This is a genomic window from Streptomyces sp. V1I1, from assembly GCF_030817355.1.
Lineage (GTDB): Bacteria > Actinomycetota > Actinomycetes > Streptomycetales > Streptomycetaceae > Streptomyces.
Genome location: NZ_JAUSZH010000001.1, coordinates 4,024,471 through 4,040,385 on the forward strand (window position 1 = coordinate 4,024,471; position 15,915 = coordinate 4,040,385).

Genomic DNA, 15,915 nt, shown 5'->3' on the forward strand with positions numbered 1-15,915 from the left:
ACGAGGGTGGATCACCCTTGTACGGGGGCACACCGTGTGGTGAGGCACAGGTGCGAGAGAATGGCGGCATGGAGATGCCGAGGAATGAACGGTCGCAGGAGAGCCCCCACATTCTTGTCGTGGGACAGGACGGGATGGCACTCGGCGGCGGTGACGGTGACGACGAGTCGCGCGAGGTCCCGGTGACGGAAATGGTGGAACAGCCTGCCAAGGTCATGCGCATCGGCAGCATGATCAAGCAGCTGCTGGAGGAAGTCAGAGCAGCACCTCTGGACGAGGCGAGCCGGGTCCGCCTCAAGGAGATCCACGCCAGCTCGGTCAAGGAGCTGGAGGACGGCCTCGCCCCCGAACTGGTCGAGGAACTCGAACGTCTCTCGCTGCCCTTCACCGACGAGGCAATTCCCTCCGAGGCTGAACTGCGCATCGCGCAAGCACAGTTGGTGGGTTGGCTGGAGGGCCTCTTCCACGGAATCCAGACGGCCCTGTTCGCGCAGCAAATGGCGGCCCGCGCCCAACTCGAACAAATGCGCAGAGCACTCCCCCCCGGGAGCCCCGCACGAGGACGACGAGGGCGGCCAGCACGGAGCGATCCGCTCGGGACCGTATTTGTAGGGGTCGCAGGGGTACTGCGTACGGCGCTGGGGGTACTGCGTACCCCCAGCGCCGAGCCAATTTCGCGACTGGGTACCGAAAGCCCGCGCCGCCACCCAGAGGCCCGCCGGGGGGCGAAGCCCTCGCCGCCACCCCGGTGCCCGCGGGGGGCGAAGCCCGTGCCGCCACCTCAGCGGCGGGGGTCACACGCCGCCAGCCCTAGCTGGCATGGCGGTCGGGGTCCGAGATCCGCGCCCGCCCTCAGTCCGCGCCGACAGGGGCGGCCGGGGGCAAAGCCCGCGCCGCCACCCTCAAGCGGGGCCCGCGCCGTGCGGCGCAGCCTGCACGGCAGCCGGGGCGTGGGGGTACGCAGTACCCCCAGCATTCAAGGGCGGGCGGGTGGGACAACCAGGCCCGCACCCCGCACCCCGCACCCCGAACCCCCGCCACGCGGCGCACCACACCGCAGCCAGGACGTGAACCGCGGGCCCGCTCAGCCCCCCGCAGGCGCCACCAGCAGCACCTTGCCGACGTTCGCCCCGGCCTCCAGCACCCGATGCCCCTCCCCCGCATCCGCCATCCCCAGCTTCCGGTCCACGACCGCCCGCACCCGGCCCCCCGCGATCAGCGGCCACACATGCTCCCGCACCGCCGCCACGATCGCCGCCTTCTCGCCCAGCGGCCGCGCCCGCAGCGACGTCGCCGTCACCGCCGCCCGCTTCCCCAGCAGCGCCGCCAGGTTCAGCTCACCCTTGACGCCACCCTGCAGCCCGATCACGGCCAGCCGGCCGTTGACCGCCAGCGCCTGCACATTCCGGTCCAGATACTTCGCGCCGACGATGTCGAGGATGACGTCCGCCCCCGCCCCCTCCGTCGCCTTCCGCAGCTCCTCCACGAAGTCCTGCTCGCGGTAGTCGATCAGGATGTCCGCGCCCAGCTCCGCGCACCGCGCCAGCTTCTCGGGCCCGCCCGCCGTCACGGCCACCCGCGCACCCACCGCCTTGGCGAGCTGGATCGCCATCGTGCCGATCCCGCTCGCGCCCCCGTGCACCAGCAACGTTTCACCCGGCCGGAGGTGCGCGATCATGAACACGTTCGACCACACCGTCGCGGTCACCTCCGGCAGCGCCGCCGCCGTGACCAGGTCCATCCCCTCCGGCACCGGCAGCAGCTGCCCCGCCGGAACGGCGACCTTCTCCGCGTAACCGCCGCCCGCCAGCAGCGCGCACACCTCGTCGCCCACGGCCCACCCGGAGACACCCTGCCCCAGGGCGGCGATGCGCCCCGAGCATTCAAGGCCGGGGTACGGCGACGCCCCGGGCGGCGGGTCGTAGAAACCCTGCCGCTGCAGCAGATCGGCGCGGTTGACGGCGCTCGCCACGACCTCGACGAGGACCTCCCCCTCGCCGGGTACGGGATCGGGCACCTCGGCCCACACAAGCGCCTCGGAGCCGCCAGGTTCGGGAATCGTGATCGCATACATGGCCGCGAGGCTACTCCGGAGCGGCCTATTCAGGGCGGTTGAGGGCTGCGCCTTCCTCGGCGCGCACGATGGTGATGAGGCGGTCCGTCAACTGCAATGGACTGGCCGCAGGATCGTCGTATCCGAGCAGCCGGTGCCCCCGCAGCACGCTCACCACCAGGTCATCCGTCTCCCGCACGCTCCGCCCCACCTCGGCCTTTATCACCGGCCGCTCAATGAGGTCGAGCCCGCTGCCCTGCTGGATCAGGTCCTCCATCACCGTCCCCGCACTGGGGCTGAGCACGGACAGACCCAGCAGCCGCCCGGCCGCACTGGAGCTGGTGATCACCGCGTCGGCGCCGGACTGCCGCAGCAGCGGCGCGTTCTCCTCCTCGCGCACCGCGGCGACGATTTTCGCTCCACTGTTGAGCTGCCGCGCGGTCAGCGTGACCAGCACCGCCGTGTCGTCGCGCTGCGTCGCGATGACGATCTGGCGCGCTCTTTGCACCTCGGCGCGGAGCAGCACATCACTACGGGTCGCATCACCGACCACCCCCACAAAGCCGTCGGCGTTCGCGGCCTCGATCATCTTGCTGCTGGGGTCGACGACAACTATCTGCGCTTTCTTCAGGCCCGTGGCGGTCAGCGTCTGGACCGCAGACCGACCCTTGGTGCCGAAGCCGACGATGACGGTGTGATCACGCAAGCGAAGCCTCCAACGGTTTTCCAAAAGTAGCCTAAGAGCATGAGCGACGATCTCGTGAAGCGGGCACGCTGGGGCAATCTTGAAGGCCAGAACTGGGCCGGTCTCGTCCGGCTTTCCTTCGAGCCTGACGACGCCCCCGGTACCGATGGGAACGACGGTACCGACACCACAGAGGCTAAGAAGGGATTCCGCCCCTTAACCGGGGCGCGACATCAGGAACCGGGACGAGCAGGAGAAGGACAGCCGCAAGTTCGTCGAGCAGCGCGGCGGGCGGTACGTCTACACCTACGAGGAGCCGGACACCAGCGCCTGGAAGCGCAAGCGGGTCCGTCTGCCAAACGGTGAGATCGGCTATCGCGTCATCCACCCTCTCTTCGAAGGCGCGTTGGACGATCTAAAGCGCGGCGTGACCCCGAACGGCGAGCGCGTTGACGGCCTGATCGTCTACGACATCGACCGGCTCGCCCGTGACAACCGGCACCTTGAGGACGCGATCGAGGTCGTCCAGAACTTCGGCCGCCCGATCATCGACATCACGGGTTCTCTCGACCTCCTCGCCGACAAGGGCCGTACGGTCGCGCGCATCGTGACCGCGACCAACAACAAGCAGTCGGCCGACACTGCGCGACGGGTCGCGCGTAAGCACCAGGCTCTACAACAGGCTGGAATCCCCACCGGTGGGCGGAGGCCCTTCGGATGGAAAGAGGACAAGCGAACGCTGGACCCGTACGAGTCCAAGTGGCTTCGGCAGATGGTGCATTGGCTACTGGCTGGGAAGCCGATCTCAGCCGTCATCCATGCACTGAAGAAGGCCGGAGTATCCACGGCCTCCGGGCACGAGTGGTCACGCGAGGCGATAAAGGTCGTCATGCGCAATCCACGCATGTGCGGCTACCGATCGCGCCAGGTCATCGATGTTGACCCGGTAACAGGCATGGAGAACAAGCGGCTTGAGATCGTCCTGGACGACAAGGGGAAGCCCGTCATGGGGCAGTGGAAGCCCGTGACCTCCGTGGACGAATGGGAGGCCGTGATCGAACTGCTCGGCTCGAATCCCGCTCCTGGATCTGCGCCACAACACTCGCAAGTACCTGTTGCGCGGCACGCTCCGCTGCGACCGCGACGGGTGCGGAGCCCACTTGCGGGTGACCAAGGCTCCAAAGAGCCGCAACAAGCCAGAGGGGTACTTCTACTACACGTGCCCGAGCCGCGGCAGTGTCCCAGCCGGGTGCGGCGGAACGAAGATCGCGAGTCCGGAGACGGACAAGGCAGTTTCCATGATGGTGATCGCCAAGCACCAAGGGAGGCCGCCCAGCGGAAGGCCACACCGGAGCCCGCGCAGTGGGACAAGGAAGGGGAGTTGGCGCGGGTCAACGAAGACATTGAGGACTTGAAGCAGGCTCGCAAGTCCCGGGTCATCACGGCAGAGACCTACTTCTCCCAGCTTGCCGAGCATGGGGCTGAGAAGCGTCGCCTTGCGTCGGAGCGAAACAGGGCCCTGCGGAACAAGCACACGTCCAAGAGCCGTCCCGTGAACCTTGCCGAGGAATGGGAAGACTTCACCCTCACCGAGCAGCGCGCCTACGTCGAGGACCTGCTGATTGCCGTACTTGTCTCACCCGCAGTCGGACGCGGACGCCCCGTGCGGGACCGTTTGGCTCCGATCTGGCGTCCGAAGGGCGATCTAGGTCAGGAAGGCGACGGGGTGCCGTCGGACTCCGCGTGACGTCCGGGAGACGGCAAGCAGGATGAGGGGCGACGGGTATGCCGAGGATCGCATTTACCCGTCGCCAGTCGGTATCCGACCACGCAGGAGCGTTCCGCGCCTGCTCCCGGGCCCATGCCCAGTCGTCCTCACCTTCAAGACGTAGTCCCACTGGACCACCGCCCCTCGGGGCTTCCCAGCTCACTGCGGCTGATCTCCCGGTTACGGGCAAGGTCTTCAGCGATCCCCGCAGCGATGCGGGCAGCGCCTGCGGTGTGCCCGGAACCGATGTAGCGCCAGTTGGCAGTGGTGGCACTGCCGAGAATGTCGAGCGTTCCGCCCTGCCTCTGGTGCTCCGCTCGGTCGGCACGAAGCACGCCGTACGTCGTGGATTAGGCGCGGGATTTGGTGAGGATGTGGCCTCGGTATCCGAGGGTGTGGGCCCAGGCCCGGAGCCGCAGGGGGCGCGAATTCCGGCAGCCCGCCGAGGCGCCAGCAGGCGTGCGTGAGGGATCGCAGGTGTGAGGAGACCGGAGAGGTCTCGATGTCGTCGGCGGAGGTCAGTCGGTAGTCGGTGCCGGTGGCTGTGTCGGCCGCTCCTTTGGTGACGTACTTGGCCACGTAGGCGGCGACCGCGTCATCGGCGAGCCCGTCGCCGTCGTCGAACGCTCGCAGCGGCCGGGCGTCGAACTGGGCACCCCATCGCAGGGCATGTTCGCCGGTGGCCGGGCTGTAGGGGGTGTGGACGGTGACGGCGCGTGCGGCTGTGCGTACGGCGGTGGTGAGCGCGTCGGTGGTTGCCCAGGGTGGTGGGGGGTCGTGGTAGTGACGGCGCAAGGCTCCGTCTCACGATCCTGTGGCACTTCCTCAATGCTCCGAACCGTCGGCCGGCTACCCCGTGCAGGCTACGCGTTCCGTGCGTCGGCGAGCTTGTCCAGTTCGCGCATCGCCTCGGCGTGAGCGCTCATCCGGCTACTCACACTGCCGCTCGTGAAGAGCGCCACACCAGCGACCGACACCGGCACGGACAGCCCGAGCACAGCAAGGGCTTCGGGCCAGTCGCGTTCGTTCTGACACCAATCACGCCTTTGCAGGCCTTCGTTGGCCGTACCAAACTCGGTCAACAACCGTGACTCGCACTCCGCGGGGTAACGGTCGCCGGGCTCCTCATCGACCTCGTACGGCGTGAGCAGCAACAGGGCACACCATGTCCACTGGAGCGCCGCCACAGCCAACAGAGCGATACCCCAGGCGCGTATCCGCCGGGCCGAGTCGCGGAAGTCGAGGTCGTACTCACGTGATCGCATGGCAGACGAATCTAGCAGCGGGGTTATCGCAGCTAGGCGGGCGCCCGCCAGGCTCCTCCCTGAGTCCGTCTCACGTGACGTTGTCTCTGGCGTGCGAACCGAACAAGGTCAGGCGAGACGGAGGCAAGGTGTCATGAGACGAGACACAGGGTCTTCGTGAGGTCAGTACGGCCGCGGGATCTCGTGCTCTTCCCAGTGCCGCGGTGTAGCGCGTCAGGAGCGCGTCGAGGTCGGCCAGCAGGAGGCCAGCGGTTTCCCGGGCCCCGGCCACATCGCCCTGGTCGAAGGCTTCCACCACTTCGGCAACGTCGCTGCGGAGGATGGAGAGAGAGTCACCCTGGATCAGTACACCGGGAAATCGGCGGCCGGGCCGGCGCACCACAGCGTTGTTGCCACCGTCCGTGAACAGCTCAGCCTCGACTCGTTCCACTATGGCATCCAACCTGACATCACCGTCTGACTGTGAGGATGCCGATGGCGCCGCCCCGGGGGTCTGACTCGCTGGCACAGACGCGACCGCACGGTGCTCGCCAACTAAAATCGAACAGACGTACCATTCTGGTGTGGCTGAAACGTACGACTTCCCCGACGATCTCCGTGCCGCGCAGTTCGACCTGCACCGGACGCGTGCTGAGTACGCGGCGCTGTGTCGTACCTTGCCCTGGTCGGTGACCCCGGAGCCCGGCTGGACGAGCGAGAAGCACGTACTCGGCGACCGAGTCGTGTCCTTTCCCGACAGCCCCGGCTACACCACGGAACAGACAGCGGAGGTAGAGCGGCTGCGCCGGCGGCTGCTCGATCTGTCGGTCACGGTGAGCACGCATCCGTACTGGGCGACCCTGACGGCGGACGTGGTCGATGCGCGGATGGCTCTCAAGCACGCCCATCAGCAGGCCGAGGACAAGGCGGCGTAGACCGTCATGGCCGAGCGCCCACCATCGCGGCTGGAACTTCTGCGCTTCCTGGAGCGGGTCCAGCTTCAACAGCACCAGCAGACAAAACGCTGGCTGGAGCAAGAGGAGGACCGAGCCCTGCGTGCTGCCCACGTTCCGCCACCACTGCCGGAGTGGAAGATCGAGATGAGCCGCGGCGGGCGACACGCCATCGCCGTCCATACCGGGGACTGCACGCACGGCGGCGCACCGCGGGCCAATCCGATCAGCCGCGAGCAGGCACTCGCCGCAGTCGCCGCGCACGTCGAACCCTGCACGATCTGCCGCCCCGACCGAGACCTCGGAACGTTGTGACCGGCCACCCGCCGCAGCCCGGAGACATGAGAAGCGCACCGATCGTTGTGCACCGGATCTCCGCAACCGTCGGCCGGCGAGTCACCGTGCGGGACCGGATCATGGGCCTGGCCCACTCCGACCGGGACCTACTGGAGTTCCTCCGCCAAGCAGGCCTGCCCGACGCTGAGGAGCTCCTGGACGACCCGACTTGGGTCGAGTGGGGTGGCGGCAGGGCGCACGAGTACAAGCCGGACGATCCTCCGAGCTGAGCGCCGTCCCCTTGGCCCACACACGAAACCGCCGCCGTCTCAGTTTCCGTCTCCTTCAGCCGCGTTCACCATCGTTCAGACGCGACCCAGTCCAAGTCCCGCTGCACCAGTCGCACCGCCATGGCCCCAGGTGAACGACCCTGGACATGCCCCTCAGCGACACCAACAGACTTGAAAAGCTTCGATGCCGTGTGGTCGACAGCCGAGCCGGTAGAGGGAGAGTGAGCCATGGCACGGACCGAGTACTTCGACGACCCCAATGCCCCCAAGCCGAACAGTTTGGTTGTCGCAGCGTCCGCAGACGTGACCGACGAGACGGGGCGCATCCTTCTCCAACGACGCCGTGACAACGAACTCTGGGCACTGCCCGGCGGCGGCATAGACATGAGCGATTCGCTGCCCGGCACGGCTGTACGGGAGGTCAAAGAAGAGACGGGCCTCGATGTGGAGATCACGGGTCTTGTCGGCACGTACACGGACCCCCGCCACGTGATCGCCTACACGGACGGCGAGGTGCGCCGTCAGTCCAACGTCTGCTTCACGGCACGCGTGGTTGGCGGTCGACTCGCCATCTCTGACGAGTCCACGGAACTACGGTTCGTGTCGCCGGAGGAGCTCGAAGCGCTGCCCATGCACCACACACAGCGGCTGCGGATCCAGCACTTTCTGGAGCACCGAGAGCGGCCGTACCTCGGCTAGTGAAAACGTGCGGCGCAGTAGCGAGGCCACCGAGCAAAACGAGCTGCGGCTACGCCACCGGACGCTCACGTATCGAGTGGACGTCCGCCGGCGACAACGCCCTCTCGCTCCTACCGGGCCAGAGCCATGGCGAGCTCAGATCAAGCCTCCCGCATGCACACCATTCGCCGGTCCAGTACGGAAGCATGGTCGGCATGCTGAATGAACGGATCACTGCACGCGAGAGCCAGTCATGAAAGACGAGACGCAGTCGGCCGAGACGCGAAGACTCTCGGTTTTCCGGTCCCTCTGGTCCGGCACCCGGTCTGGGGGCCAGGTCGACGCTGACGCTGCCCGCACCGTCGTCATGCCGGTCATGGGCGTGGTGCCTCCACTTCAGCAAGTCCTACGACGCCTCACCATGGCCCTGGGCGTGCTGCTGGCGACAGTGGCCATCGTCTACGTCGATCGCGGCGGCTACCACGACAATGCCAACGACTCGGTTGATCTTCTCGACGCCTTTTACTACGCGACAGTCACCCTCTCCACCACCGGATACGGCGACATCGTTCCGCATAGCGATAGCGCACGCCTGACCAACATCCTTCTCATCACTCCGTTGCGCGTGCTCTTCCTGATCATCTTGGTTGGCACCACCCTCGAAGTGCTCACCGAACGAACGCGGCAGCAGGCTCGCGTTCACCGTTGGAAGAGCCGCACCCAAGGCCACGTGGTCGTCGTCGGCTATGGCACCAAGGGTCGTCACGCCATCGCGACGCTGCTCGGCCAGGGAACCCCCAAAGACAAGATCGTCATCATCGACCCTCAGCAGAAGGCGGTGAGAGCCGCCAGCAGTGACGGCTTCGTAGCGGTCCTTGGGGACGCGACACGCTCCGAAACACTGCTGCAAGCAGAGGTGCCGCGCGCCGCACAAGTGATCATCGCTCCCGAGCGGGACGACACAGCCACTTTGGTCACTCTCACCGCGAGACAGCTCAATAGGCGAGCCGCCATCGTCGCAGCTGTCCGGGAAGACGAGAACGTACCGCTGATCAAGCAGAGTGGAGCCGATGCCGTAGTAACCAGCTCCAGTTCGGCCGGGCGGCTTCTCGGGCTTTCCACCATCAAGCCTTATGTGGGCACGGTGTTGGAAGACCTGATGACTTATGGCAGCGGGCTTGATTTGTCTGAGCGGCCGGTGACGGACGAAGAGACAGGCCGATCACCCCGCGAGTGCACGGACCAAGTCGTCGCTGTCGTGCGCAGGCGCGAGGTACTGGGCTACGACCACCCAGACGCCGCGACGCTCCGGCCCGGCGATCGGGTGATCACGGTGACCCGGACGAAGTCACGCGGCTGACCAGGCGCGGCTCGTGGCACATCAGGCAAACCGTTGACTCCAGCGGTTCAGCCGCCACTCGTCCCGGGTTCTCTCCGTGAGGACCTCGAGAGTGGTACCGACCAGGATGATCAGAAAGAGCACAGCGGCGTCACGATCAGGACATTGGTGAGCCGTGCCCCGTCGCTGTACGGGACGATGTCGCCGTATCCCGTGGTGGAGAGGGTGACCGTCGCGTAGCAGGCGCAGTCGAGGAAGTCGACGGAGTCGTCAGCGTTGTCGTGGTAGCCGACTCGGTCGGCCCAGACGAGCAGCACCGTCAGAGCGAGCACCGCCAGAGCCATCAGCAGGCGTTTGCCAACCTGGCGCAACGGGGCGCTCGACGACGCGGCGGGGGAGTTTCACCCGGCTGGTGTCCAGTTGCTCGTCGGCTTGCCTGGCCATGGCGTCATGGCCGGGAAGTTTCACGTGAAACATCCTCCCTCGGCGAGCGAGGGTGTCCAGGACGTCCACGGCAGATCGAGGACCTCCAGTTCGTCACCGGCCTGCGCCCCGCCCGGCGGCACGACGGCGAGTCCATCGGCAGCGGCGATACCGCGCAGCATGGCCGGCCCGTTGTAGTGCAGCGGCACAAGGCGGTCGGCGCGGTGCACGAACGGCACAAGGCGGGTGTCATACGGATGCCCATGCGCCTCATCGCGTACAGGCGCGCGATACGGGACGGGTGCCGGGCGGCCCGCGAGTCCGCGCAGCAACGGCTCGGCAAGCGTGAGGAGCCCGGAGACCGCGGCCAGGGGATTGCCGGGCAGACCTACCAGATGCCTGACCGGGAGGTCGCCGTCCGCGGCGAGCCGGGCCAGCAGCATCGGATGGCCGGGGCGCACCGCGACGCCGTCGACCAGCAGCTCGGCGCCCGCCTTCCGCAGGACCGGGTGGACATGGTCGACCGGGCCCGCGGCCGTACCTCCGGTGGTGAGGATGAGATCGGCATCGGAGGTGGTGACGGCGCGGTGGAGAGCTTCGGCGTCGTCACCGAGGCGGTGTGTGGCGACGACATCGACGCCGAGGGCGCGCAGCCAGGGACCGACCATCGGCCCGAGGGCGTCGCGGATGAGGCCTTCGTGGGGGAGTCCGGCAGTGAGCAGCTCATCGCCGAGGATCAGGACTTCGACGCGCGGCCGGGCAACGGTCAGCAGTTCGTCGTAGCCGGCGGCTGCGGCGAGGCCGAGCACGGCGGGGGTCACCAGCGAGGCGGCGGGCAGGAGTTGGTCGCCCAGGCGACACTCCTGGCCTCGCGGGCGGATGTCCTGCCCGGGGATCACCTCGCGCTCGGCGTACAGCTGGCTCTTGTCCGCGTCCGTACGGGCATGCTCGCTGCGGATCACCGCTGTGGCCTCGGGCGGGATACGGGCGCCGGTGGCGATCCGTACCGCAGCCCCGTCAGGCAGCGGCGGGGCTCCGCCGTGCCCGGCGAGAATCGAGCCGCCCACCTGAACGGTCCATGGCCCCGGGCCCGCGACGACCCAGCCGTCCATGGCAGAGGTGTCGAAGGAGGGCAGATCACAGAGCGCGGTGAGCGGCTCGGCGAGCACCTGCCCGAGGGCCTGATCAAGGGGCACACGCCGAGTACGGGGTGGGGCGGAGCGCCCGATGCGCGCGGCGAGCGCGCGGGCGTCGGGCCAGCCGGTGGCCCGGTGCCGAGCTGTCGAAGGACCGCCGGCGGGGGCGGACCCTTGGCGCGTCTGGCGGCCGACCAGTGCCAGGGCCTCCTCGACGCCGTCCGAGTCGGCCTCATCGCTCCGGTTGAGAGGGGCACCGGTCACATCTGATCCGTCCGCCGCGTCGAACTCGTGGTCCCGACCGTTCATCCGGCGTCGGCCTGGTCCTGCTCGCCGGGCTGGGCGGGCTTGGCGGGCTTCGCAGACTCGGCGCGGCCCGCTTCCGGGGTAGCCTGTTCGGCCTCCTCCGCCCAGCGCGCGGCGAGCGCGGCCGCTTTACGGGCGGCCTCCGCGACCGCCGCCGGGCCGCCGCTGCCTGCCTGGGCGGCCGCGTACCCCACCAGGAAGGTGGTGAGCGGCGCGGCGGGCCGGGCGACGCCGTGCGCGGCATCCCTGGCGAGGTCGAGCAGCACGCCTGTGTCGACGTCCAGCTCGATCCCGAGTTCGTCCTTGACTGCGGTAATCCATTCGTCCAGCACGTTCCCATGCTCCCGTATACGGGCCCGGGCTGCGGAGATGTCCTCCCAGGTGTCGCAGTCGAAGGAAGCGAGCGGCTCCGCGCCGATCCGGGCGAGGTCCAGTTCCTGCGTCAGCAGGCGCAACGGCAGCCCGGTAAGACTCCCGTACTCGGTGGCGAGGAGAGCGAGTTCGCGTCGCAGCGGTTCGGTGCGGTACGCGGCCACGAGCGGCTGGTCGCGGCCGTCCGCATCGGTGAGCAGCGCCGCCTCACGCCCGCTGGTGCCGAGAGTGCCGATCAGCTGTCGCACCGTCCGCTCCCCCAGGAACGGCAAATCAGCCGAGAGCACGAGAACGGCCCGCGCCTCAATCTGCCGCACCCCTGCGTCCAGCGCGGCCAGCGGCCCGCCGCCAGGGGGCTCCTCGCGCGCCCAGACCACGGGGCGGGCGGTGGCCCGGCGCCCTCCGACGACAACAGTGCGCCCGGCGTCGCGGCACACCCCGAGCACCCGGTCGAGCAGGGCCCGCCCGCCCACGCTCACGGACGGCTTGTCGACCCCGCCCAGCCGCTTGGCGGCACCTCCTGCGAGCACGATGGCGTCATACGCGGTCATGCCTGAAGTATGGGCCGCGATCGCTCGGGCGGGGAGCCCCGAGTGGATCTCTCTTGCGCCGATGGGATCTCTTGCAGACCTCTCTCGTGGACTCTTCCTGTGCTGTCGGTCTACAGGCTGCGCAGCAGCACCGCCGGATGCTCCACGCAGTCGGCGACATAGCGCAGGAATCCGCCCGCCGTGCCGCCGTCGCACACTCGGTGGTCGAAGGTGAGGGAGAGCTGAACGACCTGGCGGACGGCCAGTTCGCCCTGGTGCACCCACGGCTTCGGCATGATCCGGCCGACCCCGAGCATCGCCGCTTCCGGGTGGTTGATGATCGGCGTGGAACCGTCGACGCCGAACACCCCGTAGTTGTTCAGGGTGAACGTCCCGCCCGTCAGATCCGCCGGAGTGAGCGTCCCCTGCCTGGCCGCCTCCGTCAGCCGTCCGAACTCCGCGCTCAGCGACTCGGCCGAGCGGCTGTCCGCATCCCGTACTACGGGAACGACCAGGCCGCGCTCAGTCTGCGCCGCGAACCCGAGATGCACCGCGGGCAGGCGCACGATCTCCCTGGCGTCCATGTCCACCGTGGAGTTGAGCTCCGGGTGGCGGGCGAGGGCGGCCGTGCAGATCCGGGCGAGCAGTGCCAGGAGCGAGATCTTCGGACCGCCCGCGGCGTTCATCGACGCCCGCGCGGCCATCAGCTCGGTCGCGTCCGCGTCGACCCAGCAGGTGGCGTCCGGTATCTCACGCCGACTGCGGGACAGCTTGTCGGCCACGGCTCCGCGTACGCCGCGCAGCGGTATCCGCTCACCGCGCGACGCGGCTGAGGCCGGGGCTGCGGCGACGACGTGCCCGGGCGCGGCAGGTGCCTCGGCGGTCCGCATCGCGGACTCGACGTCGGCCCGCAGGATCAGGCCTTCAGGCCCGGATCCCGTCAGCTTGCGCAGATCGAGACCGTGTTCACGGGCGAGGCGGCGGACCAACGGCGATATGACGGGCACTGGCCCGCTCTGCGCCATGTCCTCGGCCGCCACCGCGCGCCCCGCCTGCCGCTCGGGCTCCGCAGCTGAGGCCCCAGCCCCAGCCGGGGCCGCCGTCGGCGCAGGAGCCGCAGCCGGTGCCGGGACCGTGGCGGGAACAGGCGCGGCGAGCGCGGCAGGCCGGATCCGGCGGCGGCGGGCGGCAGGCGCCCCCGTCCCATAGCCGACGAGAACGTTGCCGGACGACTCGTTCGAGGACTCCGTCGAGCCCAAGGCCCCGGCAGAGCCCGCGGCACCGGAGGAGCCGGCGCCCTCGGAACCGGCCGACTCCACCGCCCCCACCGCAACCGTCAACAGTGGTGCCCCTACCGGCAGTTCCGTGCCCTCCTCGCCGAAGCGCGCGGTCACCACGCCCCCGTACGGGCACGGCACCTCCACCATCGCCTTGGCCGTCTCGACCTCGACGACCGGCTGGTCGATGGCGACGACATCGCCCACCGACACCAGCCAGCGCACGATTTCGGCCTCGGTCAGTCCCTCCCCGAGGTCCGGCAGCTTGAATTCGAGCACCTGAGCCATCAGCTCCCCGCCTCCCACTGAAGCCGCGCCACCGCGTCCAGCACGCGGTCCACTCCCGGCAGATGGTGCCGCTCCAGCATCGGCGGCGGATACGGAATGTCGAACCCCGCCACCCGCAGCACCGGCGCCTCCAGATGGTGGAAGCAGCGCTCCGTCACCCGCGCCGCGATCTCCCCGCCCGGCCCTCCGAAGCCCGTCGACTCATGGACGACGACCGCACGTCCCGTACGCCGCACGGACGCGCAGACCGTCTCGTCGTCGAAGGGCACCAGCGAGCGCAGATCGACGACTTCCAGGTCCCAGCCCTCGGCCGCGGCGGCCTCCGCCGCCTCCATGCAGACCGGCACGGAAGGCCCGTACGTGATCAGCGTGGCACTGCGCCCCGGGCGCCTGACCACGGCCCGGCCTATCGGCTCGACCGCCGACGGCGCCTCCGGCGACCACGCTGCCTTCGACCAGTACAGCCGCTTCGGCTCCAGGAAGACCACTGGGTCGTCGGAGGCGATCGCGGCCCGCAGCAGCCCGTACGCGTCGTCGACCGTGGCCGGCGTGACGACATGGAGCCCCGGAGTCGCCATGTAGTACGCCTCTGACGAGTCGCTGTGGTGCTCCACACCGCCGATTCCGCCGCCGTACGGCACGCGCACGGTGATCGGCATCGGCATCCCGCCGCGCGTGCGGTTCCGCATCCGCGCCACATGGCTGATCAGCTGCTCGAACGCCGGATACGCGAAGGCGTCGAACTGCATCTCGACGACCGGTCGCAGCCCGTACATCGCCATGCCGACGGCCGTGCCGAGGATGCCCGCCTCGGCGAGCGGCGTGTCCGTACAGCGGTCCTCACCGAACTCCTTGGCGAGCCCGTCCGTGACCCGGAAGACCCCGCCGAGCGCGCCGACGTCCTCCCCCAGCACGTGAACGGCCGGGTCCTCGGCCATCGCGTCGCGCATCGCGCGTTGCAATGCCTGTGCCATGGATGCGGGCTTCACCGCGGCCGTGGTCATCGCGCCTCTCCCTCCGCGTCCAGCTCGGCCCGCAGCTGCGCCGCCTGCTCCCGCAGCTGACTGGTCTGCTCGGCGTAGACATGCGCGAACAGGTCCATCGGGTCGAGCACCGGGTCGGCGTTCATCCGCTCGCGCAGATCCGCGGCCATCGTCTCGGCCGCGTCTGCCGCCGCCCGTTTGCCGTCCTCGTCGAGCAGTCCTCGCTCCGTCAACTCCCGTTCCAGCAGCCGGATCGGATCGTGCGCACGCCAGGCCTCGACCTCGCCCTCGCCTCGGTAGCGCGTCGCGTCGTCAGCGTTCGTATGCGCGTCGATGCGGTACGTCACGGCCTCGATCAGCGTCGGACCGCCACCGCGCCTCGCTCGTGCGACGGCCTCGACGACCACCTCGTGCACCGCGGCCGCGTCGTTCCCGTCGACGAGCCGGCCCGGCATTCCGTACCCCACGGCCTTGTGGGCCAGCGACGGCGCGGCCGTCTGCTTGGCCAGCGGCACCGAGATCGCGAAGCCGTTGTTCTGCACGAGGAAGACGACCGGGGCCTGCCAGACCGCGGCGAAGTTCAGCGCCTCGTGGAAGTCGCCCTCGCTGGTCCCGCCGTCGCCGACCATGGCGAGCGCGACGACGTCGTCCCCCTTGAGCCTGGCGGCGTGCGCCAGCCCCACGGCGTGCGGCAGCTGGGTGGCGAGCGGGGTGCACAGCGGCGCTATGCGGTGCTCACGCGGGTCGTAGCCGGTGTGCCAGTCGCCGCGCAGCAGGGTCAGGGCCTGCACGGGGTCAAGGCCGCGCGCCACGGCCGCGAGGGTGTCGCGGTAGCTGGGGAAGAGCCAGTCCCGCTCCTCCAGAGCCAGCGCCGCCGCGACCTCGCACGCCTCCTGCCCGGTGCTCGACGGGTAGACGGCGAGCCGACCCTGCTTGGTCAGGGCGGTGGCCTGGGCGTTGTACCTGCGGCCGCGTACCAGCTGCGCGTACAGCCGCAGCAGCAGCTCGGGGTCCGCCCCGGCTGCGGCGTCCGTGCCGAGCACGCGGTACGGCTCCGGGTCCGGGAGCAGTGGCGCGGGGTCCGTCCGGGGCTTCCACGCCGGGGGCGGGGTGGGCCGGTAGGCCGCAGCACCGGGCAGCTCCTGGACCGTCATGCTGCTCTTTCTCAACGCGAGCACCTCCTCGTGGGAGCGACGACGAAGCGGCCCGAGTGTCGAGCGCCTCACCTACCGATTGTTCGGTCGTGGACGCATTTTGGCTACAGGCACCTTCAGCCTGTGGACAAACGGTTCTCCACAGCCTGAGATGGAGACA

16 protein-coding genes and 4 pseudogenes are annotated in these 15,915 nt (G+C 69.1%); 9 read left to right on the plus strand and 11 right to left on the minus strand.

Annotated elements, in window-relative coordinates; all coding sequences use genetic code 11:
- The first annotated feature begins 68 nt into the window (after positions 1-68).
- Positions 69-612 (plus strand): annotated as a pseudogene (locus QFZ67_RS18850) (bacterial proteasome activator family protein).
- A 472-nt stretch (positions 613-1,084) separates the two neighbouring features.
- Here QFZ67_RS18850 and QFZ67_RS18855 read toward each other — a convergent pair.
- Both QFZ67_RS18855 and QFZ67_RS18860 read right to left on the minus strand, forming a co-directional pair.
- The gene (locus QFZ67_RS18855) at positions 1,085-2,074 is read right to left on the minus strand and encodes an NAD(P)H-quinone oxidoreductase (RefSeq protein WP_307662262.1); all 990 of its coding nucleotides are present in this window, start codon (positions 2,072-2,074) and stop codon (positions 1,085-1,087) included.
- A 25-nt stretch (positions 2,075-2,099) separates the two neighbouring features.
- Positions 2,100-2,777: pseudogene (locus tag QFZ67_RS18860) on the minus strand (TrkA family potassium uptake protein); the annotation flags it as partial.
- A 193-nt stretch (positions 2,778-2,970) separates the two neighbouring features.
- On the opposite strand from QFZ67_RS18860, the pseudogene QFZ67_RS18865 reads away from it, so the two are divergent.
- The 3 genes and pseudogenes from QFZ67_RS18865 to QFZ67_RS18875 all read left to right on the plus strand — a co-directional run.
- Positions 2,971-3,744 (plus strand): annotated as a pseudogene (locus QFZ67_RS18865) (recombinase family protein); the annotation flags it as partial.
- A 160-nt stretch (positions 3,745-3,904) separates the two neighbouring features.
- Positions 3,905-4,153, plus strand: coding sequence for a hypothetical protein (locus tag QFZ67_RS18870; RefSeq protein WP_307662263.1), 249 nt, complete (start codon positions 3,905-3,907; stop codon positions 4,151-4,153).
- The gene (locus QFZ67_RS18875) at positions 4,120-4,485 is read left to right on the plus strand and encodes a hypothetical protein (RefSeq protein ID WP_307662264.1); all 366 of its coding nucleotides are present in this window, start codon (positions 4,120-4,122) and stop codon (positions 4,483-4,485) included. The genes QFZ67_RS18870 and QFZ67_RS18875 overlap by 34 nt, the downstream gene beginning before the upstream one ends.
- Before the next feature lie 216 nt (positions 4,486-4,701).
- Here the strand turns inward: QFZ67_RS18875 and QFZ67_RS18880 are convergent, their stop codons facing one another.
- The 3 genes from QFZ67_RS18880 to QFZ67_RS18890 form a co-directional block, all read right to left on the minus strand.
- The gene (locus QFZ67_RS18880) at positions 4,702-5,301 is read right to left on the minus strand and encodes a replication initiator (RefSeq protein WP_307662265.1); all 600 of its coding nucleotides are present in this window, start codon (positions 5,299-5,301) and stop codon (positions 4,702-4,704) included.
- A gap of 68 nt (positions 5,302-5,369) precedes the next feature.
- The gene (locus QFZ67_RS18885; protein ID WP_307662266.1) at positions 5,370-5,771 is read right to left on the minus strand and encodes a hypothetical protein; all 402 of its coding nucleotides are present in this window, start codon (positions 5,769-5,771) and stop codon (positions 5,370-5,372) included.
- A gap of 70 nt (positions 5,772-5,841) precedes the next feature.
- A complete protein-coding gene (locus QFZ67_RS18890) occupies positions 5,842-6,201 on the minus strand; it encodes a hypothetical protein (protein WP_307662267.1) in 360 nt (119 codons plus the stop codon).
- A gap of 133 nt (positions 6,202-6,334) precedes the next feature.
- Here QFZ67_RS18890 and QFZ67_RS18895 point away from each other — a divergent pair, with 133 nt between their 5' ends.
- The 5 genes from QFZ67_RS18895 (at position 6,335) to QFZ67_RS18915 (ending at position 9,307) form a co-directional block, all read left to right on the plus strand.
- Positions 6,335-6,685 carry a hypothetical protein gene (locus tag QFZ67_RS18895; protein ID WP_307662268.1) on the plus strand — a complete coding sequence of 117 codons (351 nt, stop codon included), beginning with the start codon at positions 6,335-6,337 and terminating at the stop codon, positions 6,683-6,685.
- 6 nt (positions 6,686-6,691) lie between these two features.
- Entirely contained in the window at positions 6,692-7,018 is a 327-nt protein-coding gene (locus QFZ67_RS18900) for a DUF6233 domain-containing protein (protein ID WP_307662269.1), read from the plus strand.
- Positions 7,019-7,044: 26 nt separating this feature from the next.
- Positions 7,045-7,269: a hypothetical protein gene (locus tag QFZ67_RS18905; protein WP_307662270.1), complete on the plus strand. Its 225-nt coding sequence runs from the start codon at positions 7,045-7,047 to the stop codon at positions 7,267-7,269.
- A 228-nt stretch (positions 7,270-7,497) separates the two neighbouring features.
- Positions 7,498-7,968 (plus strand): NUDIX domain-containing protein, encoded by a 471-nt coding sequence (locus QFZ67_RS18910; RefSeq protein ID WP_307662271.1) that lies wholly within the window; start codon positions 7,498-7,500, stop codon positions 7,966-7,968.
- A 346-nt stretch (positions 7,969-8,314) separates the two neighbouring features.
- On the plus strand, positions 8,315-9,307 hold the full coding sequence (locus tag QFZ67_RS18915; protein WP_373430231.1) for a TrkA family potassium uptake protein: 993 nt from the start codon (positions 8,315-8,317) through the stop codon (positions 9,305-9,307).
- 39 nt (positions 9,308-9,346) lie between these two features.
- On the opposite strand, the pseudogene QFZ67_RS18920 reads toward QFZ67_RS18915, so the two are convergent.
- The 6 genes and pseudogenes from QFZ67_RS18920 to pdhA form a co-directional block, all read right to left on the minus strand.
- Positions 9,347-9,763, minus strand: a pseudogene (locus QFZ67_RS18920) (potassium channel family protein); the annotation flags it as partial.
- Complete coding sequence (locus QFZ67_RS18925) at positions 9,751-11,154, minus strand: molybdopterin molybdotransferase MoeA (RefSeq protein ID WP_307662273.1); 1,404 nt, start codon at positions 11,152-11,154, stop codon at positions 9,751-9,753. The gene QFZ67_RS18925 and the pseudogene QFZ67_RS18920, both read right to left, overlap by 13 nt.
- Positions 11,151-12,074, minus strand: coding sequence for an NTP transferase domain-containing protein (locus QFZ67_RS18930; protein WP_307662274.1), 924 nt, complete (start codon positions 12,072-12,074; stop codon positions 11,151-11,153). The genes QFZ67_RS18925 and QFZ67_RS18930 overlap by 4 nt, the downstream gene beginning before the upstream one ends.
- A gap of 110 nt (positions 12,075-12,184) precedes the next feature.
- Positions 12,185-13,618: a dihydrolipoamide acetyltransferase family protein gene (locus QFZ67_RS18935; RefSeq protein WP_307662275.1), complete on the minus strand. Its 1,434-nt coding sequence runs from the start codon at positions 13,616-13,618 to the stop codon at positions 12,185-12,187.
- A complete protein-coding gene (locus tag QFZ67_RS18940) occupies positions 13,618-14,622 on the minus strand; it encodes an alpha-ketoacid dehydrogenase subunit beta (protein WP_307662276.1) in 1,005 nt (334 codons plus the stop codon). The genes QFZ67_RS18935 and QFZ67_RS18940 overlap by 1 nt, the downstream gene beginning before the upstream one ends.
- Positions 14,619-15,755, minus strand: a complete 1,137-nt coding sequence (gene pdhA / locus QFZ67_RS18945) for a pyruvate dehydrogenase (acetyl-transferring) E1 component subunit alpha (RefSeq protein WP_307665887.1) — start codon at positions 15,753-15,755, stop codon at positions 14,619-14,621. Before pdhA ends, QFZ67_RS18940 begins: the two co-directional genes overlap by 4 nt.
- Positions 15,756-15,915 lie beyond the last annotated feature (160 nt).

Coding starts and splice junctions, on each gene's coding strand:
- QFZ67_RS18855 (WP_307662262.1), bottom strand. CDS start 2,074: ATGTATGCGATCACGATTCCCGAACCTGGCGGCTCCGAGGCGCTTGTG.
- QFZ67_RS18885 (WP_307662266.1), bottom strand. CDS start 5,771: ATGCGATCACGTGAGTACGACCTCGACTTCCGCGACTCGGCCCGGCGG.
- QFZ67_RS18900 (WP_307662269.1), top strand. CDS start 6,692: ATGGCCGAGCGCCCACCATCGCGGCTGGAACTTCTGCGCTTCCTGGAG.
- QFZ67_RS18905 (WP_307662270.1), top strand. CDS start 7,045: ATGAGAAGCGCACCGATCGTTGTGCACCGGATCTCCGCAACCGTCGGC.
- QFZ67_RS18910 (WP_307662271.1), top strand. CDS start 7,498: ATGGCACGGACCGAGTACTTCGACGACCCCAATGCCCCCAAGCCGAAC.
- QFZ67_RS18915 (WP_373430231.1), top strand. CDS start 8,315: ATGCCGGTCATGGGCGTGGTGCCTCCACTTCAGCAAGTCCTACGACGC.
- QFZ67_RS18925 (WP_307662273.1), bottom strand. CDS start 11,154: ATGAACGGTCGGGACCACGAGTTCGACGCGGCGGACGGATCAGATGTG.
- QFZ67_RS18930 (WP_307662274.1), bottom strand. CDS start 12,074: ATGACCGCGTATGACGCCATCGTGCTCGCAGGAGGTGCCGCCAAGCGG.
- QFZ67_RS18935 (WP_307662275.1), bottom strand. CDS start 13,618: ATGGCTCAGGTGCTCGAATTCAAGCTGCCGGACCTCGGGGAGGGACTG.
- QFZ67_RS18940 (WP_307662276.1), bottom strand. CDS start 14,622: ATGACCACGGCCGCGGTGAAGCCCGCATCCATGGCACAGGCATTGCAA.
- pdhA (WP_307665887.1), bottom strand. CDS start 15,755: ATGACGGTCCAGGAGCTGCCCGGTGCTGCGGCCTACCGGCCCACCCCG.